Source organism: Nocardiopsis lucentensis DSM 44048, from assembly GCF_000341125.1.
GTDB classification, from domain to species: domain Bacteria; phylum Actinomycetota; class Actinomycetes; order Streptosporangiales; family Streptosporangiaceae; genus Nocardiopsis; species Nocardiopsis lucentensis.
Genome location: NZ_ANBC01000741.1, coordinates 1 through 16,458, shown reverse-complemented (window position 1 = coordinate 16,458; position 16,458 = coordinate 1). Strand labels below are relative to the sequence as shown.

The window sequence follows — 16,458 nt, the reverse complement described above, 5'->3', positions numbered from 1 at the left end:
CAGCCGAGCACGACGACGGCCGCGGCCCCCAGTAGCGCGACGACGTGCGCCGCCGCCCCGACCGTCATGACCGCGGAGCCGAACCACCGCCGGAACACGCCCAGGTTCATCGACACGACGGCGAAGACCACCGCGAACGGCAGCAGCGTCAGCCCCGAAACGAGGGGGCTCTGCCGCAGCCCGTTCTGGACGGTCAGCGCGAACACGTACATGAACGCGCCGTATCCGGCGAAGAGCACGCACGCCATCAGCAGCCCGAGCCGCAACGAGCGGTGCCCGAGCACGCTCGGCGGCACCAGCGGCAGTCCGCCGGCGAGCTCGCGGCGGCGCTCCCACCACCAGAACACCGGGAACGCGGCGGCGGAGAGCACCAACGACGCGACCGTCCACGGCGGCCACCCGTCCTCGGGGCCGACCGTCACGGGGAGGAGGAAGGCCAGCAGGGCGGCGGCGAGCACGGCCGCCCCGACGACGTCGGCCTCACCGCGCCCGTCGGCCCCCGTCCTCGGCAGGGAGCGGGTGCCCGGCAGCGCCACGAGGGCCAGCAGGGCGCCGAACCAGAAGACGGAGCGCCAGCCGGTTCCGGCGACGTCCGCGCTGAGCAGTACCCCGCCGACCACCTGGCCCGCGGCGGTCCCCAACCCGCTGGCCGCGCTGAACAGCGCGACCGCCCGCAGACGCTCGGCTCCGCGGGTGGTGGTCTGGATGGTGGCCAGGATCTGGGGCACCATCAATGCCGCCGCGACCCCCTGCGCGCCACGGACGACGACGAGCCATGCGATACCGCAGACCAGCCCGGCGGCCAGGGAGGTCAGCGCGTAGGCGGTCAGGCCCGCGACGAAGAGCCGCCTGCGGCCGAACGCGTCGCCGAGCCTGCCCCCGATGATCAACAGGAGTGCGAAGCAGAGGGCGTAGACCCCCATCACCAGCCCGAGTCCCGCCGGGGAGGCGTCGAGTTCGAACGCGATGCGGGGGACCGCCACGTTCACGCTGGAGAAGGTGTAGGTGGCGACGAAGCCGCCGACGAGCAGGGCCAGCAGCCCCGGCCCGCGCAGTTCGGATGGTTCCCGGTGCGCGCGGGCGGGGGAGGCTCCCTCCCCCGCCGGGCGGACCCGGGGGGTTCTCGTGGTCACCGGTCCACTGTCGGACGACTGGCATCCTGGTACCAGGAGCCTACTTATCCTGGTATCGACACCACCCGACACCGGTCGGCGGAGGGAGCCACCACACCGTGGACGACCAGCGCAGGCGGGAACTCGCCGCCTTCCTCCGCAGCCGCCGGGAACGCGTCACCCCGGCCGACGTCGGGCTGCCCGCCCTCGGGCGGCGGCGCACCCCCGGTCTGCGCCGTGAGGAGGTCGCCCAGCTCTCCGGCGTGGGGGTCACCTGGTACACGTGGCTGGAGCAGGGACGGCCGATCAACGCGTCCGCCCAGGTGCTCAACGCGGTGGCCCGCGCGCTGCGGCTCGACCCCGACGAGCACGCCCACCTGTTGAACCTGGCCGGGGACGACGCCACCCTCGACGACACCAGCCCGCACACGGTCACCGAGGACCACCTGGCGGTGCTCGAACAGCTCCTCCCGCTGCCCGCGTGCGTCCAGACCACGCGGTTCGACGTGCTGGCACACAACCGCACCTACCGCCACCTGATCAGCGACATCGAGGAGTGGCCGACCCGTGACCGCAACTGCGCGGTGCTGAACTTCCTCGACCCGGCGTGGGCGGAGGTGTACGAGGACCACGACCAGGTGTCGGCGAGCATCGTCGCCCGGCTGCGCTCCTCGATGGTCGGCCACCTCGACGACCCGGGATGGACCGGCCTCGTGGACCGGCTGTGCCGCGAGTCGGCGCTCTTCGAGGAGCTGTGGAACCGCCGCGACGTCCAGCGCACGGACACCCGGATCAGGGGCTTTCGCAACCCGCGGGTCGGACTCCTACGGGTGCGGTTCACACGCCTGTGGCTGGACCGCTCCCGGACCGTGCAGCTCGCCACGACCACCCCCGTGGACGACCGCACCCGTCGGCGGCTGGAGGAGCTGGCCGCGTCCGTCGCCTCGGACCCGCCCGTGACCTCCCGGCGGCCCGCCGAACGGGCGGCGTGACACGGCGGACCGGGGACCGGGGCGCGCCCGGGGGTCAGAGCCCGAGCAGCTCGGCCTCCACCTCCGGGTCCAGGCCGAGCTCCGGCCGGTCGGGGCGCTGCGGCGCCTCGCCGCCCAGGGCGCGCAACCACGCCCAGGTGTCGGCGACGGTGTCGGCCACCGGACGGCAGCGCAGGCCCGTGGCGAGGGCGCGTGACACGTCGCCCTGGTGCATGGTGTCGTACAGTTCACCGGACGGCAGCCAGATCGGCAGGTCCGACCACGGTTCGACACCGGCGTCGAGGATGACCTGGGGGTCGGTCCAGCGCGGCTCCGCGTCGGCGCCCGTGGCCGCCGCGCACGCGGCCAGCAGGTCGCCCATGGTGGTGTGACCGGGCGGACTGACCAGGTTGTACGCGCCGCCCAGGCCGGACGCGGCGGCGTCAAGGGTCCACGCGGCCAGGTCGCGGACGTCGATGTACTGGAGCGGCAGGTCACGCGGGCCCGGAGCCAGGAACGGGCCGCCCCGGGCGATCCGGGTGAGCCACCAGGGCAGCCGGCCGACGTTCTCGTACGGACCGATGATGAGTCCGGCCCGCGCGAACAGCGCCCGGTCGCCGAACACCGTCTCCGCCGCGAGCTCGCCACCCCGCTTGGCGCGCGCGTAGTCGGTCACGTCGTCGTCCTCCGGCGAGGCGGCCACGACCGGCCCGTCCTCGTCCAGCCCCGCGAGGGCCGGATAGGTGTACACCGACCGGCTGGAGACGTAGGTGTGGTGCCCGACCCGGCCGTCGAGCAGCCGCGCCGCCGCCGCGACGGCGGAAGGGGCGCCCGACCACGTGTCGACGACGGCGTCCCACTCCCCCGACTCCAGCGCGGCCAGCCCGCCCGGTTCGGTGCGGTCCCCGTGCCGGACGACGGCGCCCTCGGGGGCGGCGTGGCGGCCGCGGTGGAAGACCGTGACGTCCCAGCCCCTGCCGAGTGCGTCCTCGGCGACGGCCCTGCCCACGAACTCGGTACCACCGAGAATCAGAAGTCTCATGCGGGGCAGTCTGGCGGTTCGCCGCGGGAACGCACCAGGGTTGCCTGCTGTCAGCAGAATCCCGGATGGCGAAGACACCGGGGAACAGCGTTTGCCCGCGTTTACACCAACCGGGAGGAAACCCGGTCTACCGTGGCCACAACGGCGTCGGGGGAGGAGCGATGAGTCGGACCATCGCGGACGTGGAGTCGCTGTGGGAGGCCGTCGACCGGCACACCGCGGCGATCGGGTCGAAGCTGGTCGGCTGGCGCCACCACTTGCACGCGCACCCCGAACTGCCCAACCGGGAGCGGGACACCGCCGCCTTCGTCACCCGCCACCTCTGCTCTCTGGGCCTGAACGAGGTCCGGACCGGCGTGGGCGGGTACGGCGTCGTCGGCGTCCTCGAGGGCGGCCTGCCCAGTGACCGGGTCGTCGCGCTGCGCGCCGACATCGACGCCCTCCCCGTCAAGGAGGACAGCGGTGTCGACTTCGCCTCCACCGTCGTCGACGACGACTACCCCGACGGACCGTTCCCCGTGGCGCACGCCTGCGGCCACGACTGCCACACCGCGATGCTCATGGGCGCCGCCGAGGTCCTGTCCGACCTGCGCTCGGAGCTTCCCGGCACGATCCTCTTCGTCTTCCAGCCCGCCGAGGAGGGTCCTCCGATGGGCGAGGACGGCGGGGCGCGCGCCATGGTCGCCTCCCCGGCGCTGCTCGACCCCGCCCCCACGATGGTGTTCGGCCTGCACGTGGTCCCGCTGCCCACGGGCGTCGTCGGCTACCACGTCGGCAACCTCCTGGCCGCGTCGTGCGCGGTGCGGATCACCGTCCACGGCCAGCAGGTGCACGGGTCGATGCCGTGGCTGGGCGTGGACCCGATGCCCCCGGCGGCCGAGATCGTCTCCGCCTGCGGCCAGATCTACCGGCAGGTCCCGGCGACCTCACCGGTCGCCGTGTCCATCGGGCACGTGGAGGACACGGGCCGGTTCAACATCATCGGCGACTCGGTGGTCCTGTGGGGCACCGTCCGCTGCCTCGACGCGGCCGACATGGACACCGTGCGGGACCGACTGCGCCGCGCCGCCCAGCACATCGCGCTGGCCCACGGATGCACGGCCGAGGTCGAATACCTCCAGAGCGTGCCCCCGGTGAGGAACACGCCCGCGTGGACGTCGGCGACCCTGCCCACCCTGCGCAGGGTGGTCGGGGAGGAGATGGTCAAGCGCACCGAGTCGACCCTCGGCTGCGACGACGTGTCGGAACTCGTCGGCGCCTTCGGCGGGCTCTTCGTCCTGCTCGGCTGCCAGGACACGGAGTACGTCGGGGGCGCGCTGCACGCGATCCCCGGACAGCGGGGGGCGGCGACCAACCACAACCCCGCCTTCTACGCCGACGACTCGGTCCTGGCCACGGGGACGCGGCTGCACGCCAACGTCGCGATCGACCACGTGACCGGGCGGATCGACCCGGCCCTGGTGGGGCAGCCCGGCCCGCCCGCCTTCTAGACCGTGCCCGTTGCGGGCCCGCCGCTCCTCCCCGGCCCGTGTTCGGGGGAACGGGCCTCGGACACCTGAGGGCGCGGTGCTCACTCTCGCCGGGCGCGCTCCAGCAGCAGATCCCGTTCGCGTTCGTTGCGGGTGAGCTCGGCCGCGCGTTCGAACTCCGCGCGCGCCTCCTCGCCCCGCCCCAGCCGCGAGAGCAGGTCACCGCGGACGGAGGACCACGGGTGGTACCCCTCCAGGGCGGGCTCGTCGCGCAGGCGGTCGACGAGTGCGAGCGCCGGCCCCGGACCCACCGCCATCGACACCGCCACCGCGTGGTTGAGCGCCACCACCGGAGAGGCGGTCACCTCGACCAGGGTCGCGTACAGTACGGCGATCGCCATCCAGTCGGTGTCCTCCGGCGTGGCCGCACGCGCGTGCTCGGCGGCGATCCCCGCCTGGAGCGAATACGGTCCCCTCCTGTCGGCGGGGTCGGCGGGCAGTGACCGGTCCAGGGCCGCCAGTCCCCGGTTGACGAGGAGCCGGTCCCAGCGGGAGCGGTCCTGTTCCAACAGCGGGACCGGCACGCCGTCGGGGCCCACCCTGGCGCGGAACCGGGACGCCTGAAGCTCCATCAGCGCGACCAACCCGTGGACCTCGCGCTCCTTGGGCAGCAGACCGACAAGCACCCGGCCCAGACGCATGGCCTCCTCACACAGGTCCGTACGCATCCAGTCCGGTCCGGACGTGGCCGTGTACCCCTCGTTGAAGACCAGGTAGAGGACCTCCAGGACGGAGGAGACCCGGGCGTCGCGATCCTCGCCGACCGGCACCTCGAAGGGCACCCTCCTCTTCGCGAGGGTCCGCTTGGCCCGGACGATGCGCTGGGCGACGGTCGGTTCGGGGACGAGGAAGGCCCGGGCGATCTCGTCGGTGGTGAGCCCGCCCAGGAGGCGCAGGGTCAGGGCGACCCGGGAGTCGGTGGACAGCACCGGATGACAGCACACGAACATAAGCCTGAGCAGGTCGTCGCCGTAGTCCTCCTCCAGGACCGCGTCGAACTCCGCCTGCCCGTCGTTCTCCTGGATCTCCCGGCCGAGGTCGGCCATCCGCAGCCTGAACCGCTCGTCGCGGCGCCAGCGGTCCAGCATCCGGCGCTTGGCGACCGTCGTCAGCCACGCGCCCGGGGTGTCGGGCACCCCCTCCTCCGGCCATTTCTCCAGGGCGCTGACCAGTGCGTCCTGGGCGAACTCCTCGGCGAGGCCGACGTCGCCGACCATACGGGTGAGGGCGGCGACGAGACGGGCGGACTCGATCCGCCAGACCGCCTCCACCGCACGGGTCGCGTCAGTGTGGCTCACGCCCCCATCCCAGCAGGGTGAGCCACACCACCGCAAGCGCGCCCGTCGCCCGCCACCGCCCGGAAGCCGCCTCCGCGGCAAGGGCGGGACGCCCTCAACCGACGGCCTCCGGCCGCGGCGCCTCCCGTGGTCAGCCGTTCTCGTACCCCTGGGCGCGCAGTTCCCGCTCGCGCTCCTTGACGTGGTCGGGGACCTCGTCACCGAAGTCCTCCAGTTCGGCGATGCGCCGCAGCCGCAGGTTGAGGACGGTGTCGTCGCCCTCCGGCGGGTGGGGGCAGCGCTTGGCCCACTCGATCGCCTCCTCGCGGGAGGAGACCTGGAGGATCCAGTATCCGGCGATGACCTCCTTGGCCTCGGCGAACGGGCCGTCGGTGACGGTCGCCCGGCCGTCACGGAAGCTGACGACCGCCCCCTCGGAGGTCGGCGCCAACCCCTCGCCCGCGAGCAGGACCCCGGCCTTGACCAGCTCATCGTTGTAGGCCGCCATCGCCTCGAAGACCTCCGCCGGCGGCACCTTCCCGGCTTCGGCGTTCTCGTCCGACATGATCGCCATCAGGTAGCGCATGGTGTTCACCTTCCGTGGTCCGCGGGAGCCGTGTCCCCCGCTCTCACCCACACGTCGAACGGGACCCGCGCGGATCGACACCCCGCCCGAGATTTTTTGGGGATCACTCTCGGCTGGCCGTCTCCGCCGGGAGCGCCACGCGTTCGCTCCACCTCACCGCGGACGGCGGTCTCCGTTCGTCCGGCGACGCCGGACTGTGCCACGGCGACCTCGGGAACCTGGAGTCCTCGTCGTCGGTCGCCCGGCTCCGGGGCGGCGCAGAGCCTCCCCCGCTCTTCGATCCGCCCGTCGCGTGCCCCGGATCAGCCCACCGCCTCGAGCGCGTTGAGCCAGGAGCGGCTGAGCGACACCGTGGCCGTGTCCGCGCCCCTCCGCACCAGTTCCTCGCTCAACACGGGGTGCTTCACCACGCGGTCGGCACGGGTCATCAGGTCGAGGTCGGCACGCTTGAGCACGGCCTTGACGAGGGCGTTCTCCACCGTCGCGCGCACCTCCACCGCGAAGGGACTGTGGCTGGCCGGCAGAAAAGGGCCCGGGTACCGGTCCAGGGCCTCCTCGGTCCCGCCCGAACGCAGCAGACCGAGTACCTCGGCCACGTCGCAGGAGACGCCCTCCTCCAGCCAGTAGGAGCCGCGCAGCCGGTCATAGCGCACGGGCAGTCCGATCTTGCGCGCCCGCAGCGCCAGGGTCGGCAGGCTGGAGGGGGCGGGGTCGCCCTCGAAGAGGTTGACCATCATCCAATCCCGCTGGGCCCGTCCTCCGGAGAGCACCAGCAGCGCGGTGAGTTCCACCGCCCTTCTGCTCGGGACGGTCACGCCGTCCACCGCGCAGGATCCGAGCGTCGAGATCTCCACCGTTCTTTCCATGGGGGAAGCTCCTCAGGTCGTGGTACGAACCGTCCGGCGTCGACCGGTTCGATGACCACCTTCCGGTCGACCCGCATCCCGCACCTATCGGTGCCCTATTCCGTGAAGACCGTGTGAAGGAAAGGCGAGAGTGAATCCGATGAAATAGAGATGAGCGATAATTCGCATGTTTCGCGTTCCCCCGGCCTCCGTCGCCGAAGCCTGGCCGCCATCGGCCATCCCACCGCCCCCACCTGTGGGAAGGGGACGCGGATAGCCGAGGGATAGGGAAGGGAACGGCCGGCTTCCTAGGTTGGCGTCGTCCCCGAAGAACGGGGTCCCGCATCCTCCGGAAAGGCAGTCATGAAGGCTATGAAGTCGCTCGCCACGATCGTCATCGCCGTCGCGCTCCCCCTCCTCGCGGCCGAGCCCGCGACGGCGGCCACAACGCAGACGCACGCGGCGCCGGAGGTCTCCCGGATCGGTGAGATCGTCCGCGACCTCGACGACGCCAAGGAGGGTGTCCACGAGGTGGTCAGCCTCCTGACCGGGAGCGGTAACGGCTGGGAGCGAGGGTGACCCCACCCCTCAGCCCAGTCGTGCCAGTTCCTGTTCGATCCAGACCCGGCCCTCCGTGTCACGCAGCTCCATGAAGAGGTCGAAGGAGCGCAACAGGAGGGCGCGGGCCTCGGCCGTCCGCCCGCTGAACGCGTGCACCCGTGCCAGGGCACGCAGGACGACCGCCTTCCCGGAGGGGTCGTCGAGCTCCTCGACCAGATCGAGTGCGCTCTGGAGGTGCTCCAGGGCCCGGGCGTACTCCGCGACGTCCGTGTCCACCATGCCGATCCGGTGCAGGACCTGGGCACGGGCTCTGGAGTCCCCCGTCTCCTCCGCGATGGCCAGGGCCCGGGCGAGCTCGCTCCGGCCCCGCACGGTGTCCCCGGCCAGACACCGGAGATAGCCCGCGTACATGAGGCTGCGCCACTGGCCGCCCAGGTCGTCTATTTCCTCGAACCCCGCCAGAGCCTGGTCACAGAGTGTGATCGCCCCTTGTTGGTCGCCGCCCAGATGTACCAGGTCCGCCATCTCCCTACGGGTGAGCGCCTCACCGTGGACATCGCCCAGGTCGACGAACTCCTCCAGCGCCTCCTCCAGGATCCGCCTCCGCGCGGCCATGCCGTGATGCCTGGTCACGGGGTCGTTCACCGCCTCTATCAGCGCCGCCCGTCCGCGGCGGTTGCCGCGTTCGCGCAGGAACGGCTCCACCGTGTCGTACAGCTCCTGGACGTCGTCCAGATAACCGCGGCGGATGAGGAACGGGGAGAGGCCCACGACCAGGTCCCAGGTGTGCTCGTCCAGTCCCTCGGCCATGGCCTGGTCGACGGCGTGCCGGATGTTGGACCGCTCGGCCTCCCACCATTCGTACGGGTCGGCCAGCAGCCGTTCCACGTACCGAGCCGGGAGCGGCCACCGGGGCGCCGTCCCGCGCAGGCGCAGATAGTCGCCGCCCACCAGCCGCCGGTTAGCCGTGTCCAGGAGGGACAGCCAGCCGCCCAGCAGACGCTCCACGGCGGGCCGCCCCTCCTCATCCTCCCGGAGGAACCGCTCACGGGAGAAGTCACGGACGAGTTCGTGGAAACGGTAGACCGACTCACCCGCGGCGTCGGTCCCGACGACGTCGATCATGTGCGCGTCCACGAGGGGCTCGACCAGGTCCGAGGGAAAGGGCCGGTCGTCGTCGAGCAGCGCTCCGGCCGCCCAGGCCGGGATGGTGGGGCCCTCCAACGTCCCGAGCAGCCGGAAGGCGCGGGCGGTCCGCGGGTCGATCCCGTCGTAGGTCAGGGAGAGGCTGGCCCGGACGGTCATGTCGCCGTGCGCCAACTCGTCCAGCCGCTTGCGCTCGTCCGCGAGGCGCTCCACCATCGTGGCGAGCCGCCAGCGGGGCCGGGCCGCCAGCCGGGCGGAGATGATGCGCAGCGCCAGGGGCAGACGGCCGACGGCGCGGACCAGGGCCCCGGCCGCGTCGGGCTCGGCACGCACCCGCTCCTCCCCCAGGACACGGGAGAGCAGATCGATCGACACCTCGTCCGGCAGCGTGTCCAGGACCACCTGGGCGGCGCCGGGCAGGCCGGTGAGGAAGGCGCGCGAGGTCACGAGGACACCGCAGCCCGCGCCCGCGGGGACGAGCGGGGCCAGCTGGGCCTCGTCGGCGGCGTCGTCCAGTACGACCAGCACCCGCCGCGAGGCGAGCATCCCCCGGTACATGGCCGCCCGCTCGTCGACGTCCTCGGGGATGCCCTGCGCCGGGACGCCCAGGGAACGCAGGAACCTGCTCAGAACGTCGGAAGAGGTCAGCGGGTTGCCCCGGGTGGCCCGAAGATCGCAGTAGAGCTGTCCGTCCGGGTAGTGATCGGCGGCCAGGGCGTGGGCGACGCGCATGGCGGTGGCGCTCTTGCCCACTCCGGGACGGCCCATGAGCACCGCGACACCGACCTGGTCACCGCTGTCGACCAGGGTCCGGGTGATGGTGCGGGTGACCTCCTCGCGACCGACGAAGTCGGCGGTGTCGGTGGGCAGTTGGTAGGGGTGGGCGGCCGAGTCGGTCCTCCGCGGCCCCTCCTCGTCGGCGGGGGGCGCGGAGGACTCCGAAGCGGGCACGGGTGTGGGAGCTGCGGCGGGCACCTGGAGCGCGGGATCCCCGGAGAGGATGGCACGTTCCAACCCCCGGAGTTCCTCACACGGCTCCAGGCCGAGTTCCTCCACGAGCAGATCGCGTCCGGCGCGGTACTCGTCGAGCGCCTCCGCCTGCCGCCCGGACCGGTACAGGGCGAGCATCAGCTGGGCGCGCAGGCTTTCGCGGAGCGGATGCTCACCGACCAGGGTGCGGATCTCCCCGATCAGCCGGGCGTGGTGCCCCAGATCCAGTTCGATGTCCAGGTGGGACTCGATCACCGACAGCCGCTCCTCGTCCAGCCGGACGGCCTTGGCCGCCAGCGGGGCGGAGTCGACACCGCTCAGGGTCGGGCCGCGCCAGAGTTCCGCGGCGGCGCGCAGGCTGGCCGCGGCCTCCTCCCAGCGTCCAGCGTCCCTCAGCTCGGCGGCCTCGCTGACCAGGGAGCGCTGGACGTGCACGTCCACGGTCGCGGGGTCGACGACGAGCAGGTACCCCGGCGGACGAGTCTCGATGGACGCCCCGACGGGCCGCAGGAGGCGGCGCAGCCGGGAGACGCAGATCTGTACCTGGGTGCGGGCCGTCTCCGGGGGCTCGTGCTCCCAGAGAACGTCGATCAGGTGATCGACGGAGACGACGCGTTCGAGATCGAGGAGCATGGCGCTGAGGACGGTCTGCTGGCGCCCGGCCGGTACGGTCACCGGGCCCGCGGGCCCGGTGACCTCCAGGGGGCCGAGCAGCCGGAACCGGATTCCGGACTGCTCCTGGGTGATGTCGATCTTCCCTCCTCAGGAATCACCACGCTGTTTGGCGGACCTTGCACACGACCTCGGTATTCTACACGAATACCGATTCACCAAGCCACAAGTCTTCCCCCACGGAACCCTCGGAGCCAGCGGATGATCTTTTTAATAAATCATTGAACTATCACCCCTAAGTCCACCGCCACCAGAGACTGGGGCGCGGAGTCCCCACAGTTCAGAGGGTTTTGATCCGCTCCGGTGGGGCCAACCGGCATCCGGGTGGCGCGCGAACCACGAACCAGCACAACGGAACGGACGGAAACGTGGCCGGATCCGGCCACCGTGGAACCCCGTTTCCAGGCGGCACGGAATCATCACGGCAATCGTTGGACACGGAAAGCCCTCCCTCCGAAGCGCTGATAGTAGCGTGATAGCGGAAGAATTCCGACCACGCTCAGTATGGGGCCCGGAACACACGGAAGAGGAGGAGAGCACCGTGTCCCAGCCCCAGGGAGTCCCCCCGTCTCCGCCACCCGGCACCAGCGTCTCGTCCATCGGGGCCGAACACGCCCTCTTGACCTATCTCTACCTGGACCGGGGGGACGTGGACGGATATGCCTCACTCGTGGACGGCGACGCCCGCTTCGAGCATCCGGGGTTCCCGGTCGCCCACGGCGCGGAGGCGGCCGCCGCCCTCGCCCTGAGGTGCTGCGGGTCCGGTGGGAGCCACCGCCCCCAACGTGTCATCACCGCCGAGCGGGATGTGATCGTGACCGGCGAACTCGTCCTCCAGGACACGGAGACCGAGGAGCGCTCCAGCGAAGAGTTCGCCGACCTCTTCGCGATCACCGAACACGGCCTCCTCGCCTCCTGGAGGAGGTTTCGCCGACGTACCGACTGACCACCCCCGACGAGCGATCGGCGACCGTGAGGCCCGTGTGAGGAGCCGGTCGGCGCCCTACACGGGGAGGAGGCGCCCGTCCGCGTGCTCCTCCGCTCCACCATGGCCGACAGCCGGTTCCGGGACGCCTCCGCCGAGATCGCCGGGGCGGCACGGCACCGGCGGGGGCGTCCAGGCGTGGCCGACCGCCGACCGCCTCCTCGAACTCCCGTCGCCGGCGGACCGGGCCCGCGAGTACCAGGAGGCCGTGCTGTCCCGGATCGGCGAGGAGGGGTTCCACACCGGAGCGCGGGGCCGGACCTCCCTGCTCGGCCGTACGCCGCCAAGCTCTTGGCCGCCTCGGCGGTCGTGACCGTCCTGACCGTGGCCACAACCGGTCAAAAACGGTCAAACCCACCCCGCGGAGCCGTGCTGAACTGGGGGGTTCGGTAGAGTCCGAGGCGGTTCGACGTTGACGGGCACCCCCACGGGTGGCCGGGGCGCCTCGCGCGGGCGCCCGGAACGGGCCTCGGCATCGGAAAACACGGCGGGAGTGTGTGACCAGTGGGGCTCTTCCTCAGTACCGCCTTCGGCTTCCCCACCGTGCTGTTCACACCGATGCTGATCGTCGCGGCCGTCTACTGGATCCTCGTCGTGGTCGGCGCGGCCGACACCGAGCTCCTCGACGGTGTGGACGCCGACGGTGAGGCAGCCGGCCTGAGCGCTCTCATGACCCGGGCGGGTCTGCTGGGCGGATCCGGCCGCACACCGGCCGAGAGCCACGGCGAACGGAGCGGCGCGCGCGCCCCGGTCACGGTCTCGCTCACCCTCATGGTGGGCGTCGCCTGGTTCGTGAGCATGATGGGCGGCATCATGACCAGCCTCCTCGAAACCACGTCCCCCTCCCTGCTGCTCGCCCTCGGCGCCGTGGTCCTGCTGATCGCGCTGATCGCCGCCTGGGCGGTCACCAGCGGACTGGCGATGGCCGTCGCCCGGCTCCTGCCCGGGCGACGGAGCGACTCCAAGCACGACCTGGTCGGCCGTACCTGTGTGATCCGTATCGGCGAGGCCTCCGAGGGCTTCGGCCGCGCCGAGATCACCACCGACGCCGGGGCCGAGATCTCCATCCACGTCCGCACCACCGGCGGGGAGGTCCTGCCCCTCGGCAGCACCGCCCTGATCTTCGACCACGACCGGGAGAACGACGTCTTCCTGGTCACCCACTTCGACCCGGCCCTCGATCCCGGCCGGGACTGACCACCGCCGCGCGGACCGCCCCGGCATCCGGGGCGGGCGCCCCCGGCCGCCTCCGGCCATCCCTCCCCCGACCAGGTGTCACCCTCGGCCGTTCGACGGCCGGGGAGGGAACCGTTCCGGTGTCCGTCGCGTCCCATTCCCGCGAGCACCTCGGACACGGCCCCCGCCGCGCACACCTCCCCCGGTGCTCGCCAGCCCCACCGCACGCCACGTGTAGAAGGAGACCCCCACGTGTTGTTGAGCGCAGCCACCACGGGACAGGAGGCGACCAGCGCGGCCTTCCTGACCGTCGGTGTCGCCCTGGCCGTCGGAATCGTCGTCCTCCTGGCCCTGATCCTCATGGTCACGCGGCTGTTCCGCAAGGTCGAGCAGGGCAAGGCCCTGATCATCTCCAAGATCCGGGACGTCCACGTCACCTTCACGGGCGCGATCGTCCTCCCGGTCCTGCACAAGGCCGAGATCATGGACATCTCGCTCAAGACGCTGACCCTGGACCGGCGCGGACGCGAGGGCCTGACCTGCAAGGACAATATCCGCGCTGACATCAGGGTCTACTTCTACGTCCGCGTGAACGAGACCGCCGAGGACGTCCGCAAGGTCGCCAAGTCCATCGGGACCGAGCGGGCCAGCGACCAGGACACGCTCCAGGAGCTGTTCAACTCCAAGTTCTCCGAGGCGCTCAAGACCGTCGGCAAGCAGTTCGACTTCGAGGAGCTGTTCACCCAGCGCGAGCAGTTCCGCCACGCGATCGTCTCGCTCATCGGCACCGACCTCAACGGCTACAGCCTGGAGGACGTGGCCATCGACGAGCTGGAGCAGACCCCGCTGCACCAGCACGACGCCAACAACATCCTCGACGCGCAGGGCATCAGCAAGATCACCGAGCGCACGGCGATCGAGCACAAGCGCACCAACGAGTTCGAGAACGACCGCAAGCAGGAGATCGATCGGCAAAACACCGAGACCGCCGAGACCCTCGCCGAGCTGGAGAAGCGCCGCGAGGAGTCCGCGGCCAAGGCCAAGCGCGAGATCGAGATCATCCGCGCGCGCGAGGAGGCCGAGACCGCGCGCGTCCAGGCCGAGGAGCGGCTCAAGGCCGAGACCGCCAACATCCGCACCAGCGAGGCGCTGGGCGTCCAGCACCAGAACCAGCAGCGCGAGATCGCGGTCGCCGAGAAGAACCGCGAGCGCGTCATCGCCATCGAGACCGAGCGGATCGAGAAGGACCGCATGCTGGAGGTCATCGGCCGCGAGCGTGAGACCGAGCTGAGCCGCATCTCGAACGCCAAGGAGATCGAGGGCGAGAAGCGCGAGGTCGCCGACGTCGTCCGCGAGCGGGTCGCCGTCGACCGCACCGTCGCCGAGCAGGAGGAGGCGATCAAGCGGCTGCGCGCGGTCGAGGAGGCCGAGCGCACACGCCAGGCGATCATCATCCAGGCCGAGGCCGAGGCCCAGGAGAACCTGGTCAAGGACATCAAGGCCGCCGAGGCCGCGGAGTCGGCCGCCAAGCACCGCGCCGCCGAGGAGCTGACCCTCGCCGAGGCCCGCCAGCAGGCCGCCGAGCTGGACACCCGCGCCAAGATCCGCCTCGCCGAGGGCCTCCAGGCCGAGGCCGCCGCGAGCGGTCTGGCCGAGGTCCAGGTGCGCGAGCAGGACGCCGAGGCGATCGAGAAGGTCGGCCGCGCCGAGGCCGTCGTCTCCCGGGAGAAGGCCGAGGCCGAGGCCGAGGCCATCGAGCGGAAGCTGCGCGCCGAGGCCGCCGGTCTCAACGACAAGGCCGGGGCCATGGCCGCCCTGGACCAGGTCAGCCGCGAGCACGAGGAGTACCGCCTGCGACTGGAGGCCGAGAAGGAGGTCCGCCTGGCCGGGATCGACGTGCACCGCCAGGTCGCCGAGGCCCAGGCCACCGTCATGGCCGCCGGCCTGGAGAGCGCCGACATCAACATCGTCGGCGGCGACGGCGCCTTCTTCGACCGGATGGTCAACTCCATCGGCCTGGGCAAGGCCGTGGACGGCTTCGTCGGCAACTCCGAGACCGTCCAGGCGCTGGGCAACGGCTTCCTCAACGGCGAGGCCGACCTCAGCGACGAGCTGGGCCGGCTCCTGTCGTCCATCGGCACCGAGGACGTCAAGAACCTCACCGTCTCCGCTCTGCTGCTCCAGCTCATCAGCGCGGGCGGCCCGCAGGCCGACAAGCTCGACCAGCTGCTCGGCAAGGCCCGTGAACTCGGTGTGGACACACTCCCCGTGACCGCGCTCGCCCCCGTGAAGCAGTGAGGTAGTCCTCCGTGACCGAGGCCCAGTCCCAGGAGACCGCAAGCCCCGGACCGGACGCCGAGGACGCGCGGACGCTGGACGCGGGCACCTACGAGGTGCTCCGCGCCCGGCTCCGCGAGCAGACCGGCGAGCTGGCCCGGCGAACCGAGGCGCTCAACGCCCGCCGCCTGGAGGTGTTCGGCGGGTCGGACATGACCCTTCTGGGGACCGAACGCATCCGTACCGAGCACAACTGCGTGCCCCGGGACATCATCAGTGTCGGGCGTTCCGTCGGCGACGGCGCCGACGGGGACATGATCCTGTTCGGCTACAACGTCTTCATCGGCCTACAACGGGAGACCCGCGTCTGCGACGTGTTCTCCACACACCGGTACGAGCACGACGACGACTCCTTCACGTTCGTCGACGCGCCCGAGGACGCCGTGCCCGGGCTCCTGTCGGACGAGGAGTTCCGGCAGGAGTTCGCGCGGCTGTACCGCTACTACCGGGACACCCGGCTGTTGCAGCTGCGCCGTGTGGAGGACCGCCTGTTGGCGGTGTTCCAGACGGGACCGAACACCGAGGACGTACGCGTGCTGCGGTGGTCGGTCTCGCCGACGGGCGAGCTCTCCTACATGGACGACCGGGGCGAGCGCGACCACGTCCGCCCGCCCGCGCACGACTTCACGTGGGTGGAGACCACCCGTGAGGACCACGTGTCCGGCCGCCACCCGCACATCTCGATCCTCGACGAGCTGTTCGTGGAGACGGTGAACGGCGACCTCACCATCAAGGTGGAGAACAACACCGAGGTCGGCGAGGGCATCTACAGCGAACCGGTCGACGAGTCGCTCCAGAGCCTGGCCGACGCCTCGGTCCACTACGCGCGGGTCGGCGCGCTCATCCTCCTACGCGTCCTGCCCTACAACGAGACCGAGTGGCGCCACCTGGTCTTCAACACCCGCACCAAGGCGGTGGAGCGGCTCGACGGGATCGGCCAGGCGTGCCAGCGCCTGCCCGACGACCAGGGCCTCATCTTCCCCGGCGGGTACCACCTGACGACCGGCGCCGTGCGCACCTTCGACACCGACGTCACCGACCTGGAGTTCGAGCGGGTCGTGCGCTCTCCCAACGGCGAGGACGTGCTGTACGTCTTCCACTCGCCCGCGGACGGCCGCAGTCTGCTGCTGTCGTACAACACCATCCGCAAGGAGGTCGCCACCCCGATCGTCTGCCACGGGTACTCCCTGTTCGACGACGGCACGATGACCGTCTTCCGGGAGACCTCG

At 71.4% G+C, this 16,458-nt stretch carries 13 protein-coding genes; 7 read left to right on the top strand and 6 right to left on the bottom strand.

Annotation, left to right across the window (positions count from 1 at the left end):
• Positions 1 to 1,133, bottom strand: a 1,133-nt coding sequence (locus tag D471_RS36235) for an MFS transporter (RefSeq protein WP_017601307.1), incomplete at its 3' end; no start/stop codon positions are given.
• Positions 1,134 to 1,231: 98 nt separating this feature from the next.
• Between D471_RS36235 and D471_RS0125885 the strand changes: the two genes are divergently transcribed.
• Positions 1,232 to 2,104, top strand: a complete 873-nt coding sequence (locus D471_RS0125885; protein WP_017601306.1) for a helix-turn-helix transcriptional regulator — start codon at positions 1,232 to 1,234, stop codon at positions 2,102 to 2,104.
• A gap of 34 nt (positions 2,105 to 2,138) precedes the next feature.
• Here the strand turns inward: D471_RS0125885 and D471_RS0125880 are convergent, their stop codons facing one another.
• On the bottom strand, positions 2,139 to 3,125 hold the full coding sequence (locus D471_RS0125880) for an NAD-dependent epimerase/dehydratase family protein (protein ID WP_017601305.1): 987 nt from the start codon (positions 3,123 to 3,125) through the stop codon (positions 2,139 to 2,141).
• Between the two features lie 161 nt (positions 3,126 to 3,286).
• On the opposite strand from D471_RS0125880, the gene D471_RS0125875 reads away from it, so the two are divergent.
• Positions 3,287 to 4,615, top strand: coding sequence for a M20 metallopeptidase family protein (locus tag D471_RS0125875; protein ID WP_017601304.1), 1,329 nt, complete (start codon positions 3,287 to 3,289; stop codon positions 4,613 to 4,615).
• 80 nt (positions 4,616 to 4,695) lie between these two features.
• On the opposite strand, the gene D471_RS0125870 is transcribed toward D471_RS0125875, so the two are convergent.
• The 3 genes from D471_RS0125870 to D471_RS0125860 form a co-directional block, all read right to left on the bottom strand.
• Positions 4,696 to 5,952, bottom strand: coding sequence for an RNA polymerase sigma factor (locus D471_RS0125870; RefSeq protein ID WP_026128082.1), 1,257 nt, complete (start codon positions 5,950 to 5,952; stop codon positions 4,696 to 4,698).
• Positions 5,953 to 6,082: 130 nt separating this feature from the next.
• Complete coding sequence (locus D471_RS0125865; protein ID WP_026128081.1) at positions 6,083 to 6,517, bottom strand: YciI family protein; 435 nt, start codon at positions 6,515 to 6,517, stop codon at positions 6,083 to 6,085.
• A gap of 302 nt (positions 6,518 to 6,819) precedes the next feature.
• A complete protein-coding gene (locus tag D471_RS0125860) occupies positions 6,820 to 7,383 on the bottom strand; it encodes a hypothetical protein (protein ID WP_017601301.1) in 564 nt (187 codons plus the stop codon).
• A gap of 342 nt (positions 7,384 to 7,725) precedes the next feature.
• Between D471_RS0125860 and D471_RS0125855 the strand changes: the two genes are divergently transcribed.
• The gene (locus tag D471_RS0125855) at positions 7,726 to 7,941 is read left to right on the top strand and encodes a hypothetical protein (protein ID WP_152486453.1); all 216 of its coding nucleotides are present in this window, start codon (positions 7,726 to 7,728) and stop codon (positions 7,939 to 7,941) included.
• Positions 7,942 to 7,950: 9 nt separating this feature from the next.
• Here D471_RS0125855 and D471_RS0125850 read toward each other — a convergent pair whose 3' ends face one another.
• A complete protein-coding gene (locus D471_RS0125850) occupies positions 7,951 to 10,734 on the bottom strand; it encodes an AfsR/SARP family transcriptional regulator (RefSeq protein WP_017601299.1) in 2,784 nt (927 codons plus the stop codon).
• 538 nt (positions 10,735 to 11,272) lie between these two features.
• Here D471_RS0125850 and D471_RS40470 point away from each other — a divergent pair.
• The 4 genes from D471_RS40470 to D471_RS36230 all read left to right on the top strand — a co-directional run.
• On the top strand, positions 11,273 to 11,677 hold the full coding sequence (locus tag D471_RS40470) for a nuclear transport factor 2 family protein (RefSeq protein ID WP_017601298.1): 405 nt from the start codon (positions 11,273 to 11,275) through the stop codon (positions 11,675 to 11,677).
• Between the two features lie 543 nt (positions 11,678 to 12,220).
• A complete protein-coding gene (locus D471_RS0125835) occupies positions 12,221 to 12,913 on the top strand; it encodes an OB-fold-containig protein (protein WP_017601297.1) in 693 nt (230 codons plus the stop codon).
• Between the two features lie 231 nt (positions 12,914 to 13,144).
• Complete coding sequence (locus D471_RS0125830; protein ID WP_017601296.1) at positions 13,145 to 15,190, top strand: SPFH domain-containing protein; 2,046 nt, start codon at positions 13,145 to 13,147, stop codon at positions 15,188 to 15,190.
• A gap of 11 nt (positions 15,191 to 15,201) precedes the next feature.
• On the top strand, positions 15,202 to 16,458 hold a 1,257-nt coding region (locus D471_RS36230; RefSeq protein ID WP_040691327.1), incomplete at its 3' end, for a DNA repair ATPase.

Coding starts and splice junctions, on each gene's coding strand:
- D471_RS0125855 (WP_152486453.1), top strand. CDS start 7,726: ATGAAGGCTATGAAGTCGCTCGCCACGATCGTCATCGCCGTCGCGCTC.
- D471_RS0125880 (WP_017601305.1), bottom strand. CDS start 3,125: ATGAGACTTCTGATTCTCGGTGGTACCGAGTTCGTGGGCAGGGCCGTC.
- D471_RS0125865 (WP_026128081.1), bottom strand. CDS start 6,517: ATGCGCTACCTGATGGCGATCATGTCGGACGAGAACGCCGAAGCCGGG.
- D471_RS0125860 (WP_017601301.1), bottom strand. CDS start 7,383: ATGGAAAGAACGGTGGAGATCTCGACGCTCGGATCCTGCGCGGTGGAC.
- D471_RS0125875 (WP_017601304.1), top strand. CDS start 3,287: ATGAGTCGGACCATCGCGGACGTGGAGTCGCTGTGGGAGGCCGTCGAC.